This window comes from Galactobacter sp. (genome assembly GCF_022712295.1).
GTDB lineage: Bacteria > Actinomycetota > Actinomycetes > Actinomycetales > Micrococcaceae > Galactobacter.
Genome location: NZ_JALAGT010000046.1, coordinates 13,412 through 28,371, shown reverse-complemented (window position 1 = coordinate 28,371; position 14,960 = coordinate 13,412). Strand labels below are relative to the sequence as shown.

Below are 14,960 nucleotides of genomic sequence, written 5' to 3'. Positions count from 1 at the left end.
CGGCGGCAAAACCGGAGCCACCAACAGTTGCGGCACCGGCCAGCCCGACCTTGATCACTTCACTTCCACGACCTGCCAGCACGGCCCCAACGTGGAAGTCCTCATCACGATCACGGATTTGGGCCTGCTGGGTTTCAGTGACACCCCGGCCCACGTGGACGGATACGGTGCCGTCCCCACCGGATTGGCTCGGCAGATCATCCGCGACGCGGCGGCGCAGGACCGGGCCACACTTCGCAGGCTCTGGAGCGCCCCGAAGGATGGGACGCTGACGCAGATGGAGTCCAGATCCCGGTTCTTCCCCAAGGGCCTGGCCCGCTTCATCCGCGCCCGCGACCAGGTCTGTAGAACCCCGTATTGCGGGGCCCCGATCAGGCAGATCGACCACATCAAACCGTATGTCGCCGGCGGCCCCACCACAGCAACCAACGGCCAAGGACTCTGCACCGCCTGCAACCAGGCCAAGGAACACACTAGAATCCGGCCCGGCCCTCCACCGAACCCACCCCACGAAAACCCGAAATCCGTACAAGCCCTGGCTAAGCGCGGCATCGAACAGCCCGAGCTCTTCCCCGAAGTCGGGTGAGAGGTTCTACCGCTTCCTGACGAGCCACCAGACCGCCACGGTGGCCACCGCACCGAGCCCCGCCACTGCAACACCGATCCACAGGGTCGGAACCACTCCGAGGCCCTCACCAAGAAACCCACCGAGGATCGAGGCGATCGGCAGCGCGCCGCGGGAGATGAGTCGGCGGAAGGACTGCACCCGCCCCATGAGCCGGTCCGGCGTGGCCCTGGCAACGATTCCGTAGACACCAGAGTTGGCGGACATCATCGCTGCGTTCCAGATGACGATGTGGACCATCACCCACCCGAAGGCCCATCCGAAGCCTGGCACGTATGAGGCTATGGGCAGAGCCACGGCACCGACCGTGGCCACGATGGCTCCACAGACCGAGACGTTGAGGTCCTTGAAGCGCAACAGCAGGCGGTCCGCGATCAGCGAGCCCACCAGCGCCGACCCCGCTATAACCACACCGATCGCGCCGATCACCTGCGGTTCGAACCCCAGCGTATGCACCCAGTAGACGGTCTCAACGGCGGAGGTCAGCGCAAGGGAGAAGTTGATCAGTGCGGAAGAGCAGGTCAGCAACAAGATGCTGCGCTGCTTGATGACGAAATGGAACCCCTCGGCGACCCCCGCCCAGAACTTGGGGCGCGCGGTGGGCGACGTATCCGACTTCTCGGCTGCCGACCGTCGGGCACCGACGATCAGCGAGAGCCCTGCGAACAGCTCGAAGGCCGCGGCGAAGAAGAGCGCCATCGGCGCGGCGAGCACCGCGATCAACAATCCGGTGAGACCGGGCGCCACGAGCCCGGCGGTGGTCTCTATGCCCTGCAATCGGGCGAATGCGCTCCCGGCCTTGTCGCGCCCTGACACGGTGGGGAGCAGCGTGGAGATCCCGAGCCCCCAGACCATGCCGGCCAGGCCCACCAGGGAGGATGTCACCAACAATTGACCGAAGGTGAGGACCTCGAAGAGCCACGCCACTGGGACGGAAAGCAGTGCAAGAGTTGCCAGGGCTTGGGTCGCCATGAGGGTACGGCGCCGGTCCACGACGTCCAGCCACCAGCCCACCGGGACCGAGAAGACCAGGAAGACAGCAGACGAGACCGCGTTGAGCCAACCGACCTGCACCGTTCCGGCCCCGAGGGCGAGTACGGCGACGAGGTCGTCCGCCACGTTCAGGACTCCGGTGGAAAGAGCCGCGAACCCGGCCGCAGACAAGAGGGCGGCCATCGGGCGGCGAGTGGTACGGGTCACTCGATCACTCTACGTCGCCCCCCCCTGATCACCAATCAGCCACCCGTCCAGCGCGTCACGCATGCAACGCGGATGCGACCTTCCGCCCACCCTCTGTGCTTACATGGTGACCTGTGACACAGGTGTCGAATCGCTCCCGGAGAAGTGTGGTCCCGGCGTGGCTGCGCATCGCGTTGGGGATGTTCGCCATCACCTTCGGCGCCAACCTCTTCGCGCCACTGCTGCCGGTGATGCGGCAGGTCCACGGGCTCACCCAGGCGCACGTCACGTTCCTCTTCGCCGTCTACATCGTGGGGTTGGTCCCGGCGTTGCTCGTCGGGGGCCCGGCGTCCGACAGGGTGGGTCGCCGCGCCGTGATCCGTCCGGCCCTGATCCTGTCCGCGGTGGGAACCGTGGTGACCATCGCGGCCCACTTCTTTGCTGAGCCCGTCAGCCCCTACGTCCTGGTCCTGGCCAGGCTCCTCACCGGTGCGGCCGTGGGTCTGGTGTTGGCGGCGGGCGCCGCATGGCTGAAGGAGGTCACCCCCGCGGCCGATGGGCCCGGCGTGGGCGCCCGACGCGCCACGGTCGCCATGTCGGCAGGCTTCGGGATCGGGCCGCTGGTCACGGGGCCGGTGGCCGAGTGGCTTCCGGGTCCCGACATCACCGGGCTGGCGATCCATCTGGCCATGGTGCTGGCCCTGACGCCACTGGTCTGGCGGACCCCGGAGGCGGACTCGACGCGACCGGCGGACACGCCCGCCCGCCCGAGGCTGCTACCGGGCACGGCCCGCAGCCGCCACTTCTTGGTGGGCGTGGCGCTCTGGGCCCCGTGGGTGTTCGGCTGCGCCACGACGTCGTTCAGCGCGCTGGCGCCCGTTGCGGCGCGGGGCCTGGGGCCCGACGTCGCGTACACGGGTTTGGTCGCCGGCGTCACCATGCTGACGGGCGCCGCGATCCAGCCGGCCATAGGCCGTTACGCGGACCGCGGCACCAAACCTCACCCTGCGGCCCTGGGACTCATCACGGCCACGGTCGGGATGCTGCTGTCCATCCTGGTCGCGACCCTGCCCGCCGGCGCCGCAGCCTGGGTGATGCTGCCCGTCGCGGTGGTCCTCGGTGCCGGATACGGGATCCTCATGGTGTCCGGGCTGCGCGAGACGCAACGCCTGGCCCCTCCGCACGAGCTCGGCGCCCTGACCGGCATCTTCTACGCGCTGACCTACGTCGGGTTCTTTGCGCCATGGGTCATCGCGCTCGTGGCTCCACACATCGGCTATGTTGCGGTTTTCGCCTTCGGCGGTGCCGTCACGCTGATCTCGCTGCTGTTGGTGACCCTGACCCGGCGCCGCGCGGCCGGGTAGCCTGAATCCCGTGGAGATCGATGACATCACCCCCGTGGCCCAGGACTACATCAAGGCCATCTGGAACGCCACGGAGTGGGGCGAGCCGCCCATCACCACCTCCGAGCTCGCGGCTCGTTTCGAGACCTCGGCACCCAACGTTTCCGAGACCGTGCGCCGCCTCGCCAAGCAGGGACTACTGACCTACCGGCCGTACAAACCCGTGGAACTGACCGAGGAAGGCAGGCGCCTTGCCCTCGTCATGGTGCGTAGGCACCGGCTCCTGGAGACCTTCCTCGTCAATACGCTCGGCTACACCTGGGACGAGGTCCACGAGGACGCGGAACTGCTGGAACACGCGGTCACGTCCCGCTTCATCCAGCGCCTCGACGCACATCTGGGCGGCCCCTCGGCCGACCCCCACGGCGATCCCATCCCGGCACCTGACCTGACCGTCCCCCATCCGGACGACGCCGTATTGCTCACCAACGCCGCCCCCGGCGGCTACGAGGTGGTGCGGATCAACGACGACGATCCGCTACTACTGCAGTGGCTCCACGGAGCCAACGTGGTTCCCGGAGCGCGCGTGGCGATCATGCCCGACGGAGCGGCCCGGACCGTCGCCGGAACGCACCTGAGCGAGGCCGCCTTGGCGGCCATACACGCGCGCCCCGTCGCCTGAGGTGGCAACGGGGCGCGCTGTGCGGCCTGCGCGGGTCGATTGACTGGTTGGTCGGTTCGCTGGCGGGTCAGTTCGCTGCCGGTCAGTTCACCGAGGACTCCCCCAACGTGATGTCCTTGGTGGTCTCCTTGCCGGACGAGTCCAGCCAGGTCAGGGACACCTTGTCGCCGGGCTGGTGCTTGGCCAGGATCTCCTTCAGAGCACTGAAGGACTTCACGTTCTCACCGTCCAACCCGATGATGGTGTCGCCTTCCTTGATCCCCAGCTTCCCTGCGGAGCCGCCGTCAACGAGGCCGTTGACGGTCACGCCGTAGCCGCCTCCGACGTCACCGGAATCGGCAGCCAGGACGGAGATGCCGAGGGCCGCTGCACGGCCGATCTGGATACCGTCTCCGCCTTCGCCGGAGCTGATCTTCTCAGCGATGTCGATGGCGTCCGCGATCGGGATGGCGTAGCCGTCCACCGTCTCAGAGGTGTTACCTGAGGAGGCCGCGGTGGTCACGCCGACCACCTCACCATCCGAATTGACGAAGGCACCCCCCGAGTACCCGGGAACCACGTCCGCGTCCGTCTCGATCAGGTTGTTCAGCGATTCCCCTACGGCTCCGTCCTCGGAACGAGTGGTGATGGACTGCTGAGTCGCCACGACCTTGCCGTCCAACTGTGACAGGTAGCCCTGCCCGGAAGCATTACCGACAGCGGAGACCGAGTCCCCGTTCTTCACCGTGCCTTCCGCGATCTTCACGGTCGCCAGTCCGGAGGCATCCTTGAGCTTGAGCACGGCGACGTCCTTGGACTTGCTGCGCCCCACCACGTCAGCCTCGTAGCTCTTGCCGGTCGTGGAATCGGTGACCTTCACGGTCTCCGAGCCTTCCACCACGTGGTAGTTGGTCAGGACCGTTCCATCGGATTCGATGACCAGGCCGGTGCCCGCACCACGACCGCCGGAAACCGTGGTGTTGATGAGGACGAACCCGGCCTGGCCCTGCTCCAGTTTGGTGCCCTGGGTGATGGTGGACCCGCTACCACCCCAGGCGTTGTTGCCCTGCCCGTTGCCGTATTCGTTGTACGGGAGGTTCTCGATGCCCTGGTCTCCGGAACCATTGTCGGTTCCGCCGTCGGTGCCACCACCGTTGTTGGGAAGCTGGCCGTTCTGTCCGTTCTGCGACTGGCCGTTCTGCGACTGGCCGTTCTGACCCTGCTGCCCCAGGCCGTTCTGCGACTGGCCCTGTTCCGCCTGCGGAGTGCTGTTGGAGTTACCGATGGCCCAGCCGCCCATGCCACCGACAATCAGTGACAGTGCGAGGGCTCCGGCGCCGAGACCCCACAGCAGGCCGTTGCCCTTCTTCTTGGGTGCGGGGTGCTGGCCTCCATAACCGCCCGCGCCACCGTTGTAGCCGTACACGGGAGGCTGTCCCCAACCTCCGTTACCGCCGCCATGGCCGCCGTCGAAACCGCCGTAGCCGTATCCGCCGTGCCCTGCCTGGGTCGGAGGGGTGAAGTAGATCGGGTTGAGCTGCTGCCGTTCAGGAGCCACCACCGGGGCACCGTCCGGAGCGGGCTGCGGAGCCATCTGCTCGGCGCGCTGATAGGTGGCGGTGGGGTACACGGTGGGTTCGAGACGCTCGGTCGGGTTCTCCGCCCCGCCCTGCTCGGGATGCTGCTGGCTCATGTCTTCCTCCTGCTGAAAGCCAAACTCTGAAGTCTGAGTAAGAGTTCACCGCACGGAATGTGGAGAGGCGTGTGGCCTTCCTTTGGCGAACCTGTGACTGTTCAGCCTTGTCTTACGCGGCTGTGTGACTCGATGTGCCTCAGCAATTCGCGTTCAGCACCATCAAGGTACTCCCGTAGTTCTGCGGCTGCCAGCTGGCGCTGTCCGCCGAAGATCCGCGTTGACAGTTGAGCGTTACGTTCCACGTAGTGCGCGTGAAAATCTGGGTTGGCGTCCATGCTGCGAAACACCAGCCGAGTGCGGGCCATGACCCGGTCCATGGTCGCCGCGAGCGTGGGCGAGCCGGCCATGTCCACGAGGGCCCGGTGGAAGGCGTCGTTGGCCGCGGCCATGGCGTCCACGTCGTTGCTGCCCTTGGCGGCTCTTGCCTGGTCGAGGATCTCGTTGATGGCGGCCTCGGCTTCGTCGTCGGCCTCTCCCCACAGCACAGCAGCCGGTTCCACCATCCCCCTGACCCTGTAAATCTCCGCGACGTCCGCGGCGTCCGGTTGGGCCACGAAACAGCCGCGGTTGGGGATGCGCACCACCAGCCCTTCGCCCTGCAGCTGTGCGAACGCCACGCGCAGTGTATTGCGGGAGAGGCGCAGACTCTGGGCCAGCTCTTGCTCCCCGAGCTTGACTCCCGGTAGCAAGCGGCCGGCGGCTATCCGTGAACGAAGGGTCGCGGCGGCGCGTGCGGCGGTTTCGGCTGGCTCGTCAGTCATGCCTTCCACTGTGCCACGGCCCCTGTCAGCGGGAGGCCTCCACCCGCGCCTCGTAGGCGAACGTTGCGAGCCAATGGGAAGCCATGTACTCATCCGACACCGCTGCTTGACAGCCTGCTGCCATGAGCCCTGGCGCGGCCGCCTCCAACGCCGCAGCCAGGTCCGGGGTATCGAGCAGGTCCGGGGTGTCGAGCCGCCGCAAGACCCTCGCCACCCGCACCGCCTGGGCGGCGACGGTGAGTCCCAGGCCGTCAAGGTGGGACTGCTGGCCATCGGCGGGATCCAGGACCGGCACGGGCTGCAGCACCGCGGAGCCAGGGGTGAGGGTGGCTAGGAAGGCCGGTAGCCAGCCGGCCAATTCCTCGTCAGACAAGACGTCGAGCATGAGGTCCGCCTCGCTGAAGCCGGCGGAGAGGAAGTCATGGCCGCTACGTTCCTGGTGGAAGGCCCACGCGGTGTCGCGACCGAAGAACCGTCTGGCTGCCGAGTCGATCGTCGTCACGACATCATCGCGTTCGTGGGCTGCCGCGACGCGGCGAATGCGGCGCAGGCCCCATGCCGTATTGGAATGCACGCCGTGACGCACAGGTTCCGGCAACTTGGGGAGCCAGGCGAGCGTCAGTCCGAACACGGCGTCGAGCATGGGCGCCGCGCCCGCGGCGAGCGCCCGGAGGGCGGGCGTCGCTGCCGTATTCAGCGCGTGGGCCAGCTCCGCGGCCCAGGCCCAGCCATAGGGGCGTTCCCAGCCGGGGTGGGAGCGCAGGTACTCGGTCTCGATGGCCAGTTTCTCAGGCGTGAGATGCGCGGTGAGGACGTCGAGGGCCCTCCGGTGCCATGCGCGCGAACCGAACCCTTCCGCGGCGAGCGTGGCCTCGGTGAGGCTCACCAGCAACCAGTGCATATGGACGCAGGAGTGCCAGTCGAAGGACGTCGCGAAGGCCGGGTGCAACTCGACCGGATGGCGAAGATCATCGGGGCCAGTCTGCATGTGTTGCGCTATGTATGGGTACTCGCGGCCCAGATTGTCCAGGGCCACGGATGCGAAGGCGTCCACGTACTCCATGCGGTCGGTGTGCTCGCTATTGCACATTGTGCTCTTCTCGTCGGTCTTGCCAGGTTCCATCGTCGACTGAATTCCCATGGTCGGCGCAAACGCTGCGACTGCGCCGACCATGGAATCCACGCCGACAATGCATATACGGGTTATGTGCCCCACACGAGCGCGCTCACTCCGGTCCTGCCCGTCAGGGCAGCGTCAGCCAAGGATGCGCCGCACGAACTCGTCGATGGCGGTATTGATCGACATACCGGTATCCAGGGGCGCCGTCAGGTGATCCAGCATCATCCCGTCGATGGCGTAGTGGAACAGAGCGATCTCGGGTCGATCGCCCGGGAGTCCCGCCTCCGCATTGAAGGCAACATCCTCCTCGAAGGCCGCCTGTCGCCACCTGGTGAGCGCTTCGGCAATCGCCGGACGCCTGGCAGCCTCCAACCGCAATTCGAAGAGGGCCAGTGCGACATCTCGATCTGCGCTCAGGCGTCGCACCACATCCCTCAGATAGTCGGCGAAGAGTTCTCGGTCCGCCGGACGTTCCGGGGCACCGGGGCCCAGCGCAGGATCCGGCGTGAGCCGTTGGCCGATGCGTTCCACCAATGCGGCAACGAGCTCATCCCTGGTCGGAAAATAGTTCGACGCGGTGCCGCGCGGCGTGCCGGCGACCGAATCCACGGCGCGATGGGTCAAACCCCTGGCTCCCTCTCGTGCGAGCACCTTGATTCCCGCGTCGGCCAGAGCCACGCGCCTCTCCTCGTTGCGAGCCATTCCCCCATCCTAGCCAAACCACAACAGCTGTCGTACTCTAACTACTACATTTGTTGTGATTGGAGACATCATGCGGGAACTCGTCTACTACGTGGCCGTGAGTATCGACGGTTACATCGCCGACCTGGACGGAGGTTTCGATGCGTTCCTGGTTGAAGGCGACCACGCTGAGGTGGTCTTCGGTGAATTCGCCGACGCCCTGCCCGTGCAAGCCCACGAGGCGGCTGGCATCCGGCCCCCAAGGACCAAATTCGACACTGTGCTGATGGGCTGGCGCACCTTGATGCCTGGCCTCGACGCGGGCATCACAAGTCCGTATCCCCACCTGTCTCAGTACGTGGCCACTCGACAGCCCCGGAAGGTGGACCCGGCCATCACGCTGATGACCGACCCGGTGGCCACCACCCGAGCGTTGAAGGAGCAGGACGGCTTGGACATCTGGCTCTGCGGCGGAGGAGAACTGGCCGGGACGCTCTTGCCGGAGATCGACCGCCTGGTACTCAAACGCAATCCGGTGGTCCTGGGCTCGGGCGTCCCCCTCTTCGGCAACGCCGCGAGCCGAGCGCGCCCCTTCACTCATCAACGGTCTCGAGAGTTCTTGTCCGGCGTCACCATCGAGGAATACACCAAGTCCCCGCACACGTGAGGAAGGTGAAAAATGGTCCGTATGCCCACCGACACCACTCTGCGCTTGGTTGCGCCCGAGGATGCGGCTGCCCTGGCCCGCATCTTCAAGAACAGTTGGCAACATCTGAAGCCCTTCCAGCCAGCTCGGGATCCAGAGTTCTTCACCGAAGCGGGCCAACGTCAACGCATCGAGACGGCGCTGACGGGTACGGCTGCGGGCACGTCTGCCCCGTTCGTGATCGTGGCAGGTGAGAACGAGATCGTCGGCGAACTGACGCTGAGCGGCATCACCTACGGCGCCTTCAGATCCTGCGCCATGGGTTACTGGGTGAGGGCAGACCGGCTCCGGCGAGGCCATGCTTCCGCCGCAGTCCGGCTCGCGGTATCGCATGCCTTCGACGTCTTGGGCCTACATCGGGTCCAGGCGGAAGTGCTGCCTGAGAACGTGGCGTCGCAAGCGATCCTGGACCACGCGGGATTCACACGCATCGGCCTCGCACCCGACTACCTCCGCATCGACGGACGATGGCGGGACCACGTCCTCTTCCAGCGCCTGAACCTCCACGTGGACTGAGATCCCAAGGTCGGCACCACGGCCTGGGTCGTCACTCGACCCGGGCCAGCTCCTGACCGCGCTCCACGCTGGAACCGGCCTCCACTTCGGCAAGGCGCGCCACGCCATCGCGGGGCGCCGCGACCACGGTCTCCATCTTCATGGCCTCCACTGCCGCGATCGGGTCGCCCTGCGACACCCGGTCGCCGTCCGAGACCCGCCACGCGGCCAGAGTGCCGTCCACCGGTGCGGTGACGGCGCCCTCTGAATCCTTCTCCACGCCGTCGTGCGCGGATCCCGTGCCCGACGACGCGGCCGGGCTACCGCCGTCGGACATGGCCGAAAGCAACCCGCTCGGCACGCCGAGCGTCACGGCCCGGCCGTCCACCTCGATGGTGAAGCGGCGGCGGGCGCCGTCCGGCGCGAAGGCCGCCTGCTCCCCCACCTCCAACCGTGCCGCGAACTCACGCTCGATCCACGTGGTGTCCACGCGGAAGGGCGAGTCGGTGAAGTCCGGCTCCTTGAGTACCGCGCGATGGAAGGGCAACACCGTGGGCAGACCCTCGATACGGAACTCGCGCAGTGCAAGGCGGGCTCGCTTCAGCGCGGCCTCGCGGTCTTCTCCGACGACGATGAGCTTGGCCACCAATGAATCGAATGGGGCAGGAACGACGTCCCCGGAAGCGACGCCGGAATCCACACGCACGGCCGGTCCGGTGGGCGGAACGAACAGGGTTACGGGCCCGGGTGTGGGCAGGAAGCCCAGCGCCGGGTCCTCTGCATTGATGCGGAACTCGAAGGCGTGCCCCGTCGGCTCGGGATCGGAGGAGAGGGACAGCGGCAGCCCCTCTGCGATCCTGAACTGTTCCGCCACGAGGTCGACGCCCGTGGTGGCCTCGGTGACGGGGTGCTCCACCTGCAACCGGGTGTTGACCTCCAGGAAGGACATCAGCCCGTCCGCCGCCACCATGAACTCGACGGTCCCGGCGCCCGTGTAACCGGCATGTGAGCAGATATCCCGAGCCGCCTCGTGGATCCGGGAGCGCTGCTCATCCGTCAGGAACGGGGCCGGAGCCTCCTCCACGAGCTTCTGGTGCCGCCGCTGCAGCGAGCAGTCGCGCGTGCCGAGAACCACCACGTTCCCGTGGGTGTCCGCCACGACCTGCGCCTCGACGTGCCGGGGCTTCTCCAGGAAGCGCTCCACGAAACACTCCCCGCGCCCGAACGCGGCGACCGCCTCACGCGTGGCGGTGTCGAAGGCGGCCTCGACGTGATCGAGCTCGGTGACGACCTTCATGCCGCGACCGCCCCCACCGAAGGCGGCCTTGATGATGATCGGCAGACCGTGCGCTTGAGCGAAGGCCCGCGCCTCGGCGGCGTCTCCGACCGGGCCGTCCGACCCTGGAGCCAACGGCGCCCCGGCCTCGCGAGCGATGGCCCGGGCGGCCACCTTGTCCCCCAGGTCCCGGATCACGGACGGCGAGGGCCCGATCCAGGTCAGCCCTGCGTCGATCACGGCCTGCGCGAAGTCCGCGTTCTCCGACAGGAAGCCGTACCCGGGATGGACCGCGTCCGCACCGGACATCCGAGCGATCTCCAGCAGCTTTTCCTGATCGAGATACGTCTGCCCAGCGCTCGTGCCCTCCAACGAGTAGGCCTCGTCGGCCAGCCGCACGTGCATGGCGTCGGCGTCCGGATCGGCATAGACGGCCACGGAGGTGTAGCCCGCATCGACGCAGGAGCGGATCACACGGACGGCGATCTCCCCACGGTTGGCGATCAGGATCTTCTTCATGAGTCCCTCCTCGGGTTCTGCAGCTCGAAGCGCACGGGCGTGCCCGGCGGGATTTGTGCGGCCAGCGGCAGGTCGGCATCGATCACGGTCGCGATGACGGGGTAACCGCCGGTGACGGGATGGTCGGCCAAGAAGACGACGGGGTTGCCGTCCGGCGGCACCTGCACGGCGCCCGGGACCATCCCCTCGCTGGCAAGTTCGCGTGTCCAGATGCGTTGCAGGGCCTCTCCTGCGGTCTGCAGCCGCACACCCACACGGTCCAGCTTGGAGGAGACTCCCCACTCGATGCCGGTCAGCGACTCGGCGCCACCCTCGAACCAATCGCTGCGCGGGCCACTGGTGACCCTCAGCGTCACTGGCTTCCCAGGGATCGGCAGCGCCGTCGCTGGGGACTCCGGATGCCCGACGGCGCGTGGCCGACTCGCGCCGTCGGCTCGCCGGCTCGCCACCGCGTGCAGCACGTCGCCCGCCTCCAACGCGGCGGTGCCCAGCCCCGAGAGCGTGTCGGTGGAGGCGGAGCCGAGCTCGGCGTGAACCCGCAGGGGCAACGCCCCGCCCGGTGCGTCCGGCTCCGTGACCCGCACACCCACGTAGCCACGCAACCCCGCGGTGGGCGCGCCGAGGGCCAGCGTCTCGCCAGGATAGAGCGCGAACGGGGCACGGGCAGGGGCAGGACGGCTCCCCTGATGGCCGGAGATCGTGGCCTCTCCCACCGCTCCGGTCAATGCCACCACAGTGGCGGTCTCCGCGCGCAGCGTGAGCCCACCCAGCAGCGTCTCCAACACCGGCCCGTCCTCGGGGAGCCCCACGAGGCGATTGGCCTGTGCGGAGCTCGGCCGGTCCGCCGCGCCGGATCTCGTGACCCCCTGATCGCCGAAGCCAGGACGCCCACCGTCCTGGACGCTGGTGAAGAGTCCGGGAGAGATCACGGTCAGCGCCGGGGTCCCCTCCACCGAATCGGCCGAAACTGACACCGTGGGCTCCGACTCGGTCACGACCGCGTGTTCCCGTACTGCCGTGAACCGCACGGTGTCCCCGGGCTGCAACAACGCGGGCTGGTCACGGGAGAGATCCCACATGCGGGTTTCCGCATGGCCGATCAGCTGCCATCCGCCCGGACTGACGCGGGGATAAACGGCGGAGAAGGCGCCCGCCAGGGCGACCGCCCCGGCAGGCACCGCGGTGCGGGGACTGTCACGCCGTGGCACCTCGAGGCGGGAGTCACCGCCGGTCAAGTAGCTGAACCCTGGTGCGAAGCCACCGAAGGCCACGGTCCAATCACTACCCTCGTGAGCCCCGACCACGGCCTCAGGGCTCATCCCTGTCAGGGAAGCGACAGTGTGCAGGTCCTCGCCCGAGTACACCGTGTCGATGGTGACGACGCGTCCCCGGCGCGAGGCACCACCGTCGGGCACTCGGAGCGGCAGCGCCGCGAGCGAAGCCGACGCGGCCCGCGCGTCCCAGAAACGGACCAGCACGGTCTCGGCCGCGGCGAGCACCTCGACCTGTCCCGGCAGCGGGGTCAGGGACAGGTCTGCGTGCCAGGCCAGCGCGGATTCGAGCGGGTCCTGGTCAGCACTCAGGTCCACCAGGACCGCGGTGTCGCCGAAGGGCAGGAAACGCGGGCTCATGCGAAGCTGCGTAGATCGATCCCGGCATCCTCGAGCGCAGAACGAACGGATCGCGCCAGCGCCACCGCCCCGTCCGTGTCGCCGTGGAGGCAGATGCTGGCTGCTTCGATGTGCAAGCTGGAACCGTCAACGGCCTCGAGCTCACCGGTGGTGGCCAGCCGAACCATGCGCTCGGCAATCACGTCGGCATCGTGGAGCACGGCGCCCTCGTCGCGGCGGGACACCAAGGTGCCATCGGGCTGGTAGCCGCGGTCCGCGAATGCCTCGGACACGCCGCGGATCCCTTCCGCGGTCGCCAGGTCCAGGGCCACGGAGCCCGGCAGCAACAGCAGGGTCAGGTTGGAATCGAACGCCTTCACGGCATCCACGACGGCACGCGCATGTCCCTCGTGGTGGACGATCGCGTTGTACAGCGCCCCATGCGGTTTGACGTAGGTGACCTTGCCGCCGTGGGCGCGAGCGATGGTGTCGAGTGCACCGATCTGGTAGAGGACGTCGTCGGCCAATTCGGCCGGCGTGGCGTCCACGAAGCGGCGCCCGAAACCGGCCAGGTCCCGATAGGCCACGTGGGCACCGATGGCGACGCCACGCTCCGCAGCGCCGCGGGCCGTCCGAGCCATGTGTGAGGGGTCGCCGGCGTGGAAGCCGCAGGCGATGTTGGCGCTGGTGACGGTGTCGAGGATGGCTTCATCGTCGCCCATGCTCCAGGCTCCGAAGGCCTCGCCGATATCGGAATTCAGATCGATGGAGGTCATCACGTGTTCCTTCCGCGGCGGACGTTCCGTCCAGAATGCTCCATCTCCCAGGATTGTTCAACAATCCTATTAGCGTCGCCCGGCTCCCAGGTCTGCGGCGCCCACGGCCATGGCCGCGAGCACCACGACGATCACCACCCCGAAGCCAAGCGCCACGGCGACATCCCAGCCGGACACGGCCACGAGGGAGAACGTGATGGAGGTGATCAGTGCGATGCCGATCGCCGTCCCGAGCCGCTGCCCTGTCTGAACCACGCCACCTGCACTACCGGCATAGGCCAACGGCACCTCAGCCAACGTGAGCGTCTGGTTCGGAGAGACCACCAAACCCTGCCCCAGGCCGGCGAACCCGAGGGTGAGCAACAGCCACCACTCGCTCACCCCGTGTGAGTGCATGGCGACCACCAACGCGGACAGCACCAGGCCGGCCACCACCAACGTGAGCCCCCACATGACCATCACCCGACCCACACGGGTCACGTAGCGCCCGGCGATGGGAGCGGCCACCGCCCCGGCGAGCGCCGCTGGCAGGCCGATCACGCCCGCGGCCAGTGCCGTGTGGTGCAGGCCGTTCTGCAGGTACTGCGCCACGAGCAGCCAGATGCTGGTGTAGCCCATGAAGTAGAGGCCGATCAGCAGCGTCCCGTTGGAGAAGGAGCGGGTCTTGAACAACTTCATGTCCACCATCGGCGAACGCCCGCGTTCGCTGTAGCGCCGCTCCCAGCGCGTCCACCCCCACACGATCGCCACGCCGATCACCAGCGAGAGCCACACCCACCATCCGGCCGAATGCTCCATGAACGGCAGCATCACGAACAGGGTGCCAAGTGCCAGCAGGACCATCCCGATGGGGTCGAAGTCGGTCTTACGGCGCTGAGCGCCTGTGCCCAGCGGTGCGGGGCCGCTTCCAGCGGCGGCCCGCCACGCGTCGTCGGGCAACAACCAGCGTGCCGCGAGGACCGCAACCACGGCGATGGGCACGTTGACGAGGAAGGACCAGCGCCAGCCACCCTCGTTGCCCAGGAGCGCCACGAGCGCGCCGCCCAACAGCGGTCCTACGGCCACGGAGACGCCGACCACGCCGCCGAAGAGGCCGAAGGCGCGACCCCGCAGTTCGCCTGCGAAGAATTGCTGGATCATTCCCGTGACCTGAGGGTTGAGCAGGCCGGAGCCGATGCCCATCAGCACCCTCGCAAGGTTGAGGATCAGGATGGTGGGCGCCAGCCCTGCTGCCAGGGATCCGAGTCCGAACACGATCAGGCCGGCCACGAAGAGCTTGCCGCGCCCCCAGACGTCTCCCGCGCGGCCTGCGGAGACCAGCAGCACGCCGAAGACCAGCGCGTAGCCGGAGACGATCCATTGCAGCCCGGAGGTACCGGTCTCCAGCGACGTCTCGATCGCGGGGAGCGTGACGTTGACGATGGACACACTCAACAGGGACATGAACGCGGGCACCAGGATGACGGAGAGGACCCTGCGCTGTTGCGAGGAGAAGGTTAAGGGGGACATCTG

At 67.6% G+C, this 14,960-nt stretch carries 14 protein-coding genes; 5 read left to right on the top strand and 9 right to left on the bottom strand.

The genetic code is table 11. The features are described 5' to 3' along the window. On the top strand, window positions 1-586 hold a 586-nt coding region (locus Q0A15_RS03505; protein WP_291278152.1), incomplete at its 5' end, for an HNH endonuclease signature motif containing protein. A 6-nt stretch (window positions 587-592) separates the two neighbouring features. On the opposite strand, the gene Q0A15_RS03500 is transcribed toward Q0A15_RS03505, so the two are convergent. Continuing rightward, window positions 593-1,825, bottom strand: coding sequence for an MFS transporter (locus Q0A15_RS03500; protein WP_291278151.1), 1,233 nt, complete (start codon window positions 1,823-1,825; stop codon window positions 593-595). Between the two features lie 122 nt (window positions 1,826-1,947). Here Q0A15_RS03500 and Q0A15_RS03495 point away from each other — a divergent pair, with 122 nt between their 5' ends. Continuing rightward, entirely contained in the window at window positions 1,948-3,168 is a 1,221-nt protein-coding gene (locus Q0A15_RS03495; RefSeq protein ID WP_291278150.1) for an MFS transporter, read from the top strand. A gap of 10 nt (window positions 3,169-3,178) precedes the next feature. Next, entirely contained in the window at window positions 3,179-3,829 is a 651-nt protein-coding gene (locus Q0A15_RS03490) for a metal-dependent transcriptional regulator (RefSeq protein WP_291278149.1), read from the top strand. 82 nt (window positions 3,830-3,911) lie between these two features. On the opposite strand, the gene Q0A15_RS03485 is transcribed toward Q0A15_RS03490, so the two are convergent. The 4 genes from Q0A15_RS03485 to Q0A15_RS03470 form a co-directional block, all read right to left on the bottom strand. Continuing rightward, on the bottom strand, window positions 3,912-5,501 hold the full coding sequence (locus tag Q0A15_RS03485) for a trypsin-like peptidase domain-containing protein (protein WP_291278148.1): 1,590 nt from the start codon (window positions 5,499-5,501) through the stop codon (window positions 3,912-3,914). 101 nt (window positions 5,502-5,602) lie between these two features. Beyond that, window positions 5,603-6,265 (bottom strand): GntR family transcriptional regulator, encoded by a 663-nt coding sequence (locus Q0A15_RS03480; RefSeq protein ID WP_291278147.1) that lies wholly within the window; start codon window positions 6,263-6,265, stop codon window positions 5,603-5,605. 25 nt (window positions 6,266-6,290) lie between these two features. After that, window positions 6,291-7,355, bottom strand: a complete 1,065-nt coding sequence (locus Q0A15_RS03475) for a DUF2891 family protein (RefSeq protein WP_291278146.1) — start codon at window positions 7,353-7,355, stop codon at window positions 6,291-6,293. A gap of 165 nt (window positions 7,356-7,520) precedes the next feature. Continuing rightward, the gene (locus Q0A15_RS03470; RefSeq protein ID WP_291278145.1) at window positions 7,521-8,087 is read right to left on the bottom strand and encodes a TetR/AcrR family transcriptional regulator; all 567 of its coding nucleotides are present in this window, start codon (window positions 8,085-8,087) and stop codon (window positions 7,521-7,523) included. 70 nt (window positions 8,088-8,157) lie between these two features. Between Q0A15_RS03470 and Q0A15_RS03465 the strand changes: the two genes are divergently transcribed. Together Q0A15_RS03465 and Q0A15_RS03460 are read left to right on the top strand one after the other, a co-directional pair. Further along, window positions 8,158-8,733: a dihydrofolate reductase family protein gene (locus Q0A15_RS03465; protein ID WP_291278144.1), complete on the top strand. Its 576-nt coding sequence runs from the start codon at window positions 8,158-8,160 to the stop codon at window positions 8,731-8,733. A gap of 12 nt (window positions 8,734-8,745) precedes the next feature. Further along, entirely contained in the window at window positions 8,746-9,288 is a 543-nt protein-coding gene (locus tag Q0A15_RS03460; RefSeq protein WP_291278143.1) for a GNAT family protein, read from the top strand. Between the two features lie 31 nt (window positions 9,289-9,319). On the opposite strand, the gene Q0A15_RS03455 is transcribed toward Q0A15_RS03460, so the two are convergent. From Q0A15_RS03455 to Q0A15_RS03440, 4 genes are all read right to left on the bottom strand, one after another. Beyond that, a complete protein-coding gene (locus Q0A15_RS03455; protein WP_291278142.1) occupies window positions 9,320-11,062 on the bottom strand; it encodes a biotin carboxylase N-terminal domain-containing protein in 1,743 nt (580 codons plus the stop codon). Then, window positions 11,059-12,693, bottom strand: a complete 1,635-nt coding sequence (locus tag Q0A15_RS03450; protein ID WP_291278141.1) for an urea amidolyase family protein — start codon at window positions 12,691-12,693, stop codon at window positions 11,059-11,061. The genes Q0A15_RS03455 and Q0A15_RS03450 overlap by 4 nt, the downstream gene beginning before the upstream one ends. After that, complete coding sequence (locus Q0A15_RS03445) at window positions 12,690-13,448, bottom strand: LamB/YcsF family protein (protein ID WP_291278140.1); 759 nt, start codon at window positions 13,446-13,448, stop codon at window positions 12,690-12,692. Before Q0A15_RS03445 ends, Q0A15_RS03450 begins: the two co-directional genes overlap by 4 nt. 69 nt (window positions 13,449-13,517) lie before the next feature. Next, window positions 13,518-14,957: an MFS transporter gene (locus tag Q0A15_RS03440; protein ID WP_291278139.1), complete on the bottom strand. Its 1,440-nt coding sequence runs from the start codon at window positions 14,955-14,957 to the stop codon at window positions 13,518-13,520. Between the last annotated feature and the right edge of the window lie 3 nt (window positions 14,958-14,960).

Coding starts and splice junctions, on each gene's coding strand:
- Q0A15_RS03450 (WP_291278141.1), bottom strand. CDS start 12,693: ATGAGCCCGCGTTTCCTGCCCTTCGGCGACACCGCGGTCCTGGTGGAC.
- Q0A15_RS03480 (WP_291278147.1), bottom strand. CDS start 6,265: ATGACTGACGAGCCAGCCGAAACCGCCGCACGCGCCGCCGCGACCCTT.
- Q0A15_RS03470 (WP_291278145.1), bottom strand. CDS start 8,087: ATGGCTCGCAACGAGGAGAGGCGCGTGGCTCTGGCCGACGCGGGAATC.
- Q0A15_RS03445 (WP_291278140.1), bottom strand. CDS start 13,448: ATGACCTCCATCGATCTGAATTCCGATATCGGCGAGGCCTTCGGAGCC.
- Q0A15_RS03440 (WP_291278139.1), bottom strand. CDS start 14,957: ATGTCCCCCTTAACCTTCTCCTCGCAACAGCGCAGGGTCCTCTCCGTC.
- Q0A15_RS03485 (WP_291278148.1), bottom strand. CDS start 5,501: ATGAGCCAGCAGCATCCCGAGCAGGGCGGGGCGGAGAACCCGACCGAG.
- Q0A15_RS03460 (WP_291278143.1), top strand. CDS start 8,746: ATGGTCCGTATGCCCACCGACACCACTCTGCGCTTGGTTGCGCCCGAG.
- Q0A15_RS03455 (WP_291278142.1), bottom strand. CDS start 11,062: ATGAAGAAGATCCTGATCGCCAACCGTGGGGAGATCGCCGTCCGTGTG.
- Q0A15_RS03465 (WP_291278144.1), top strand. CDS start 8,158: ATGCGGGAACTCGTCTACTACGTGGCCGTGAGTATCGACGGTTACATC.
- Q0A15_RS03475 (WP_291278146.1), bottom strand. CDS start 7,355: ATGTGCAATAGCGAGCACACCGACCGCATGGAGTACGTGGACGCCTTC.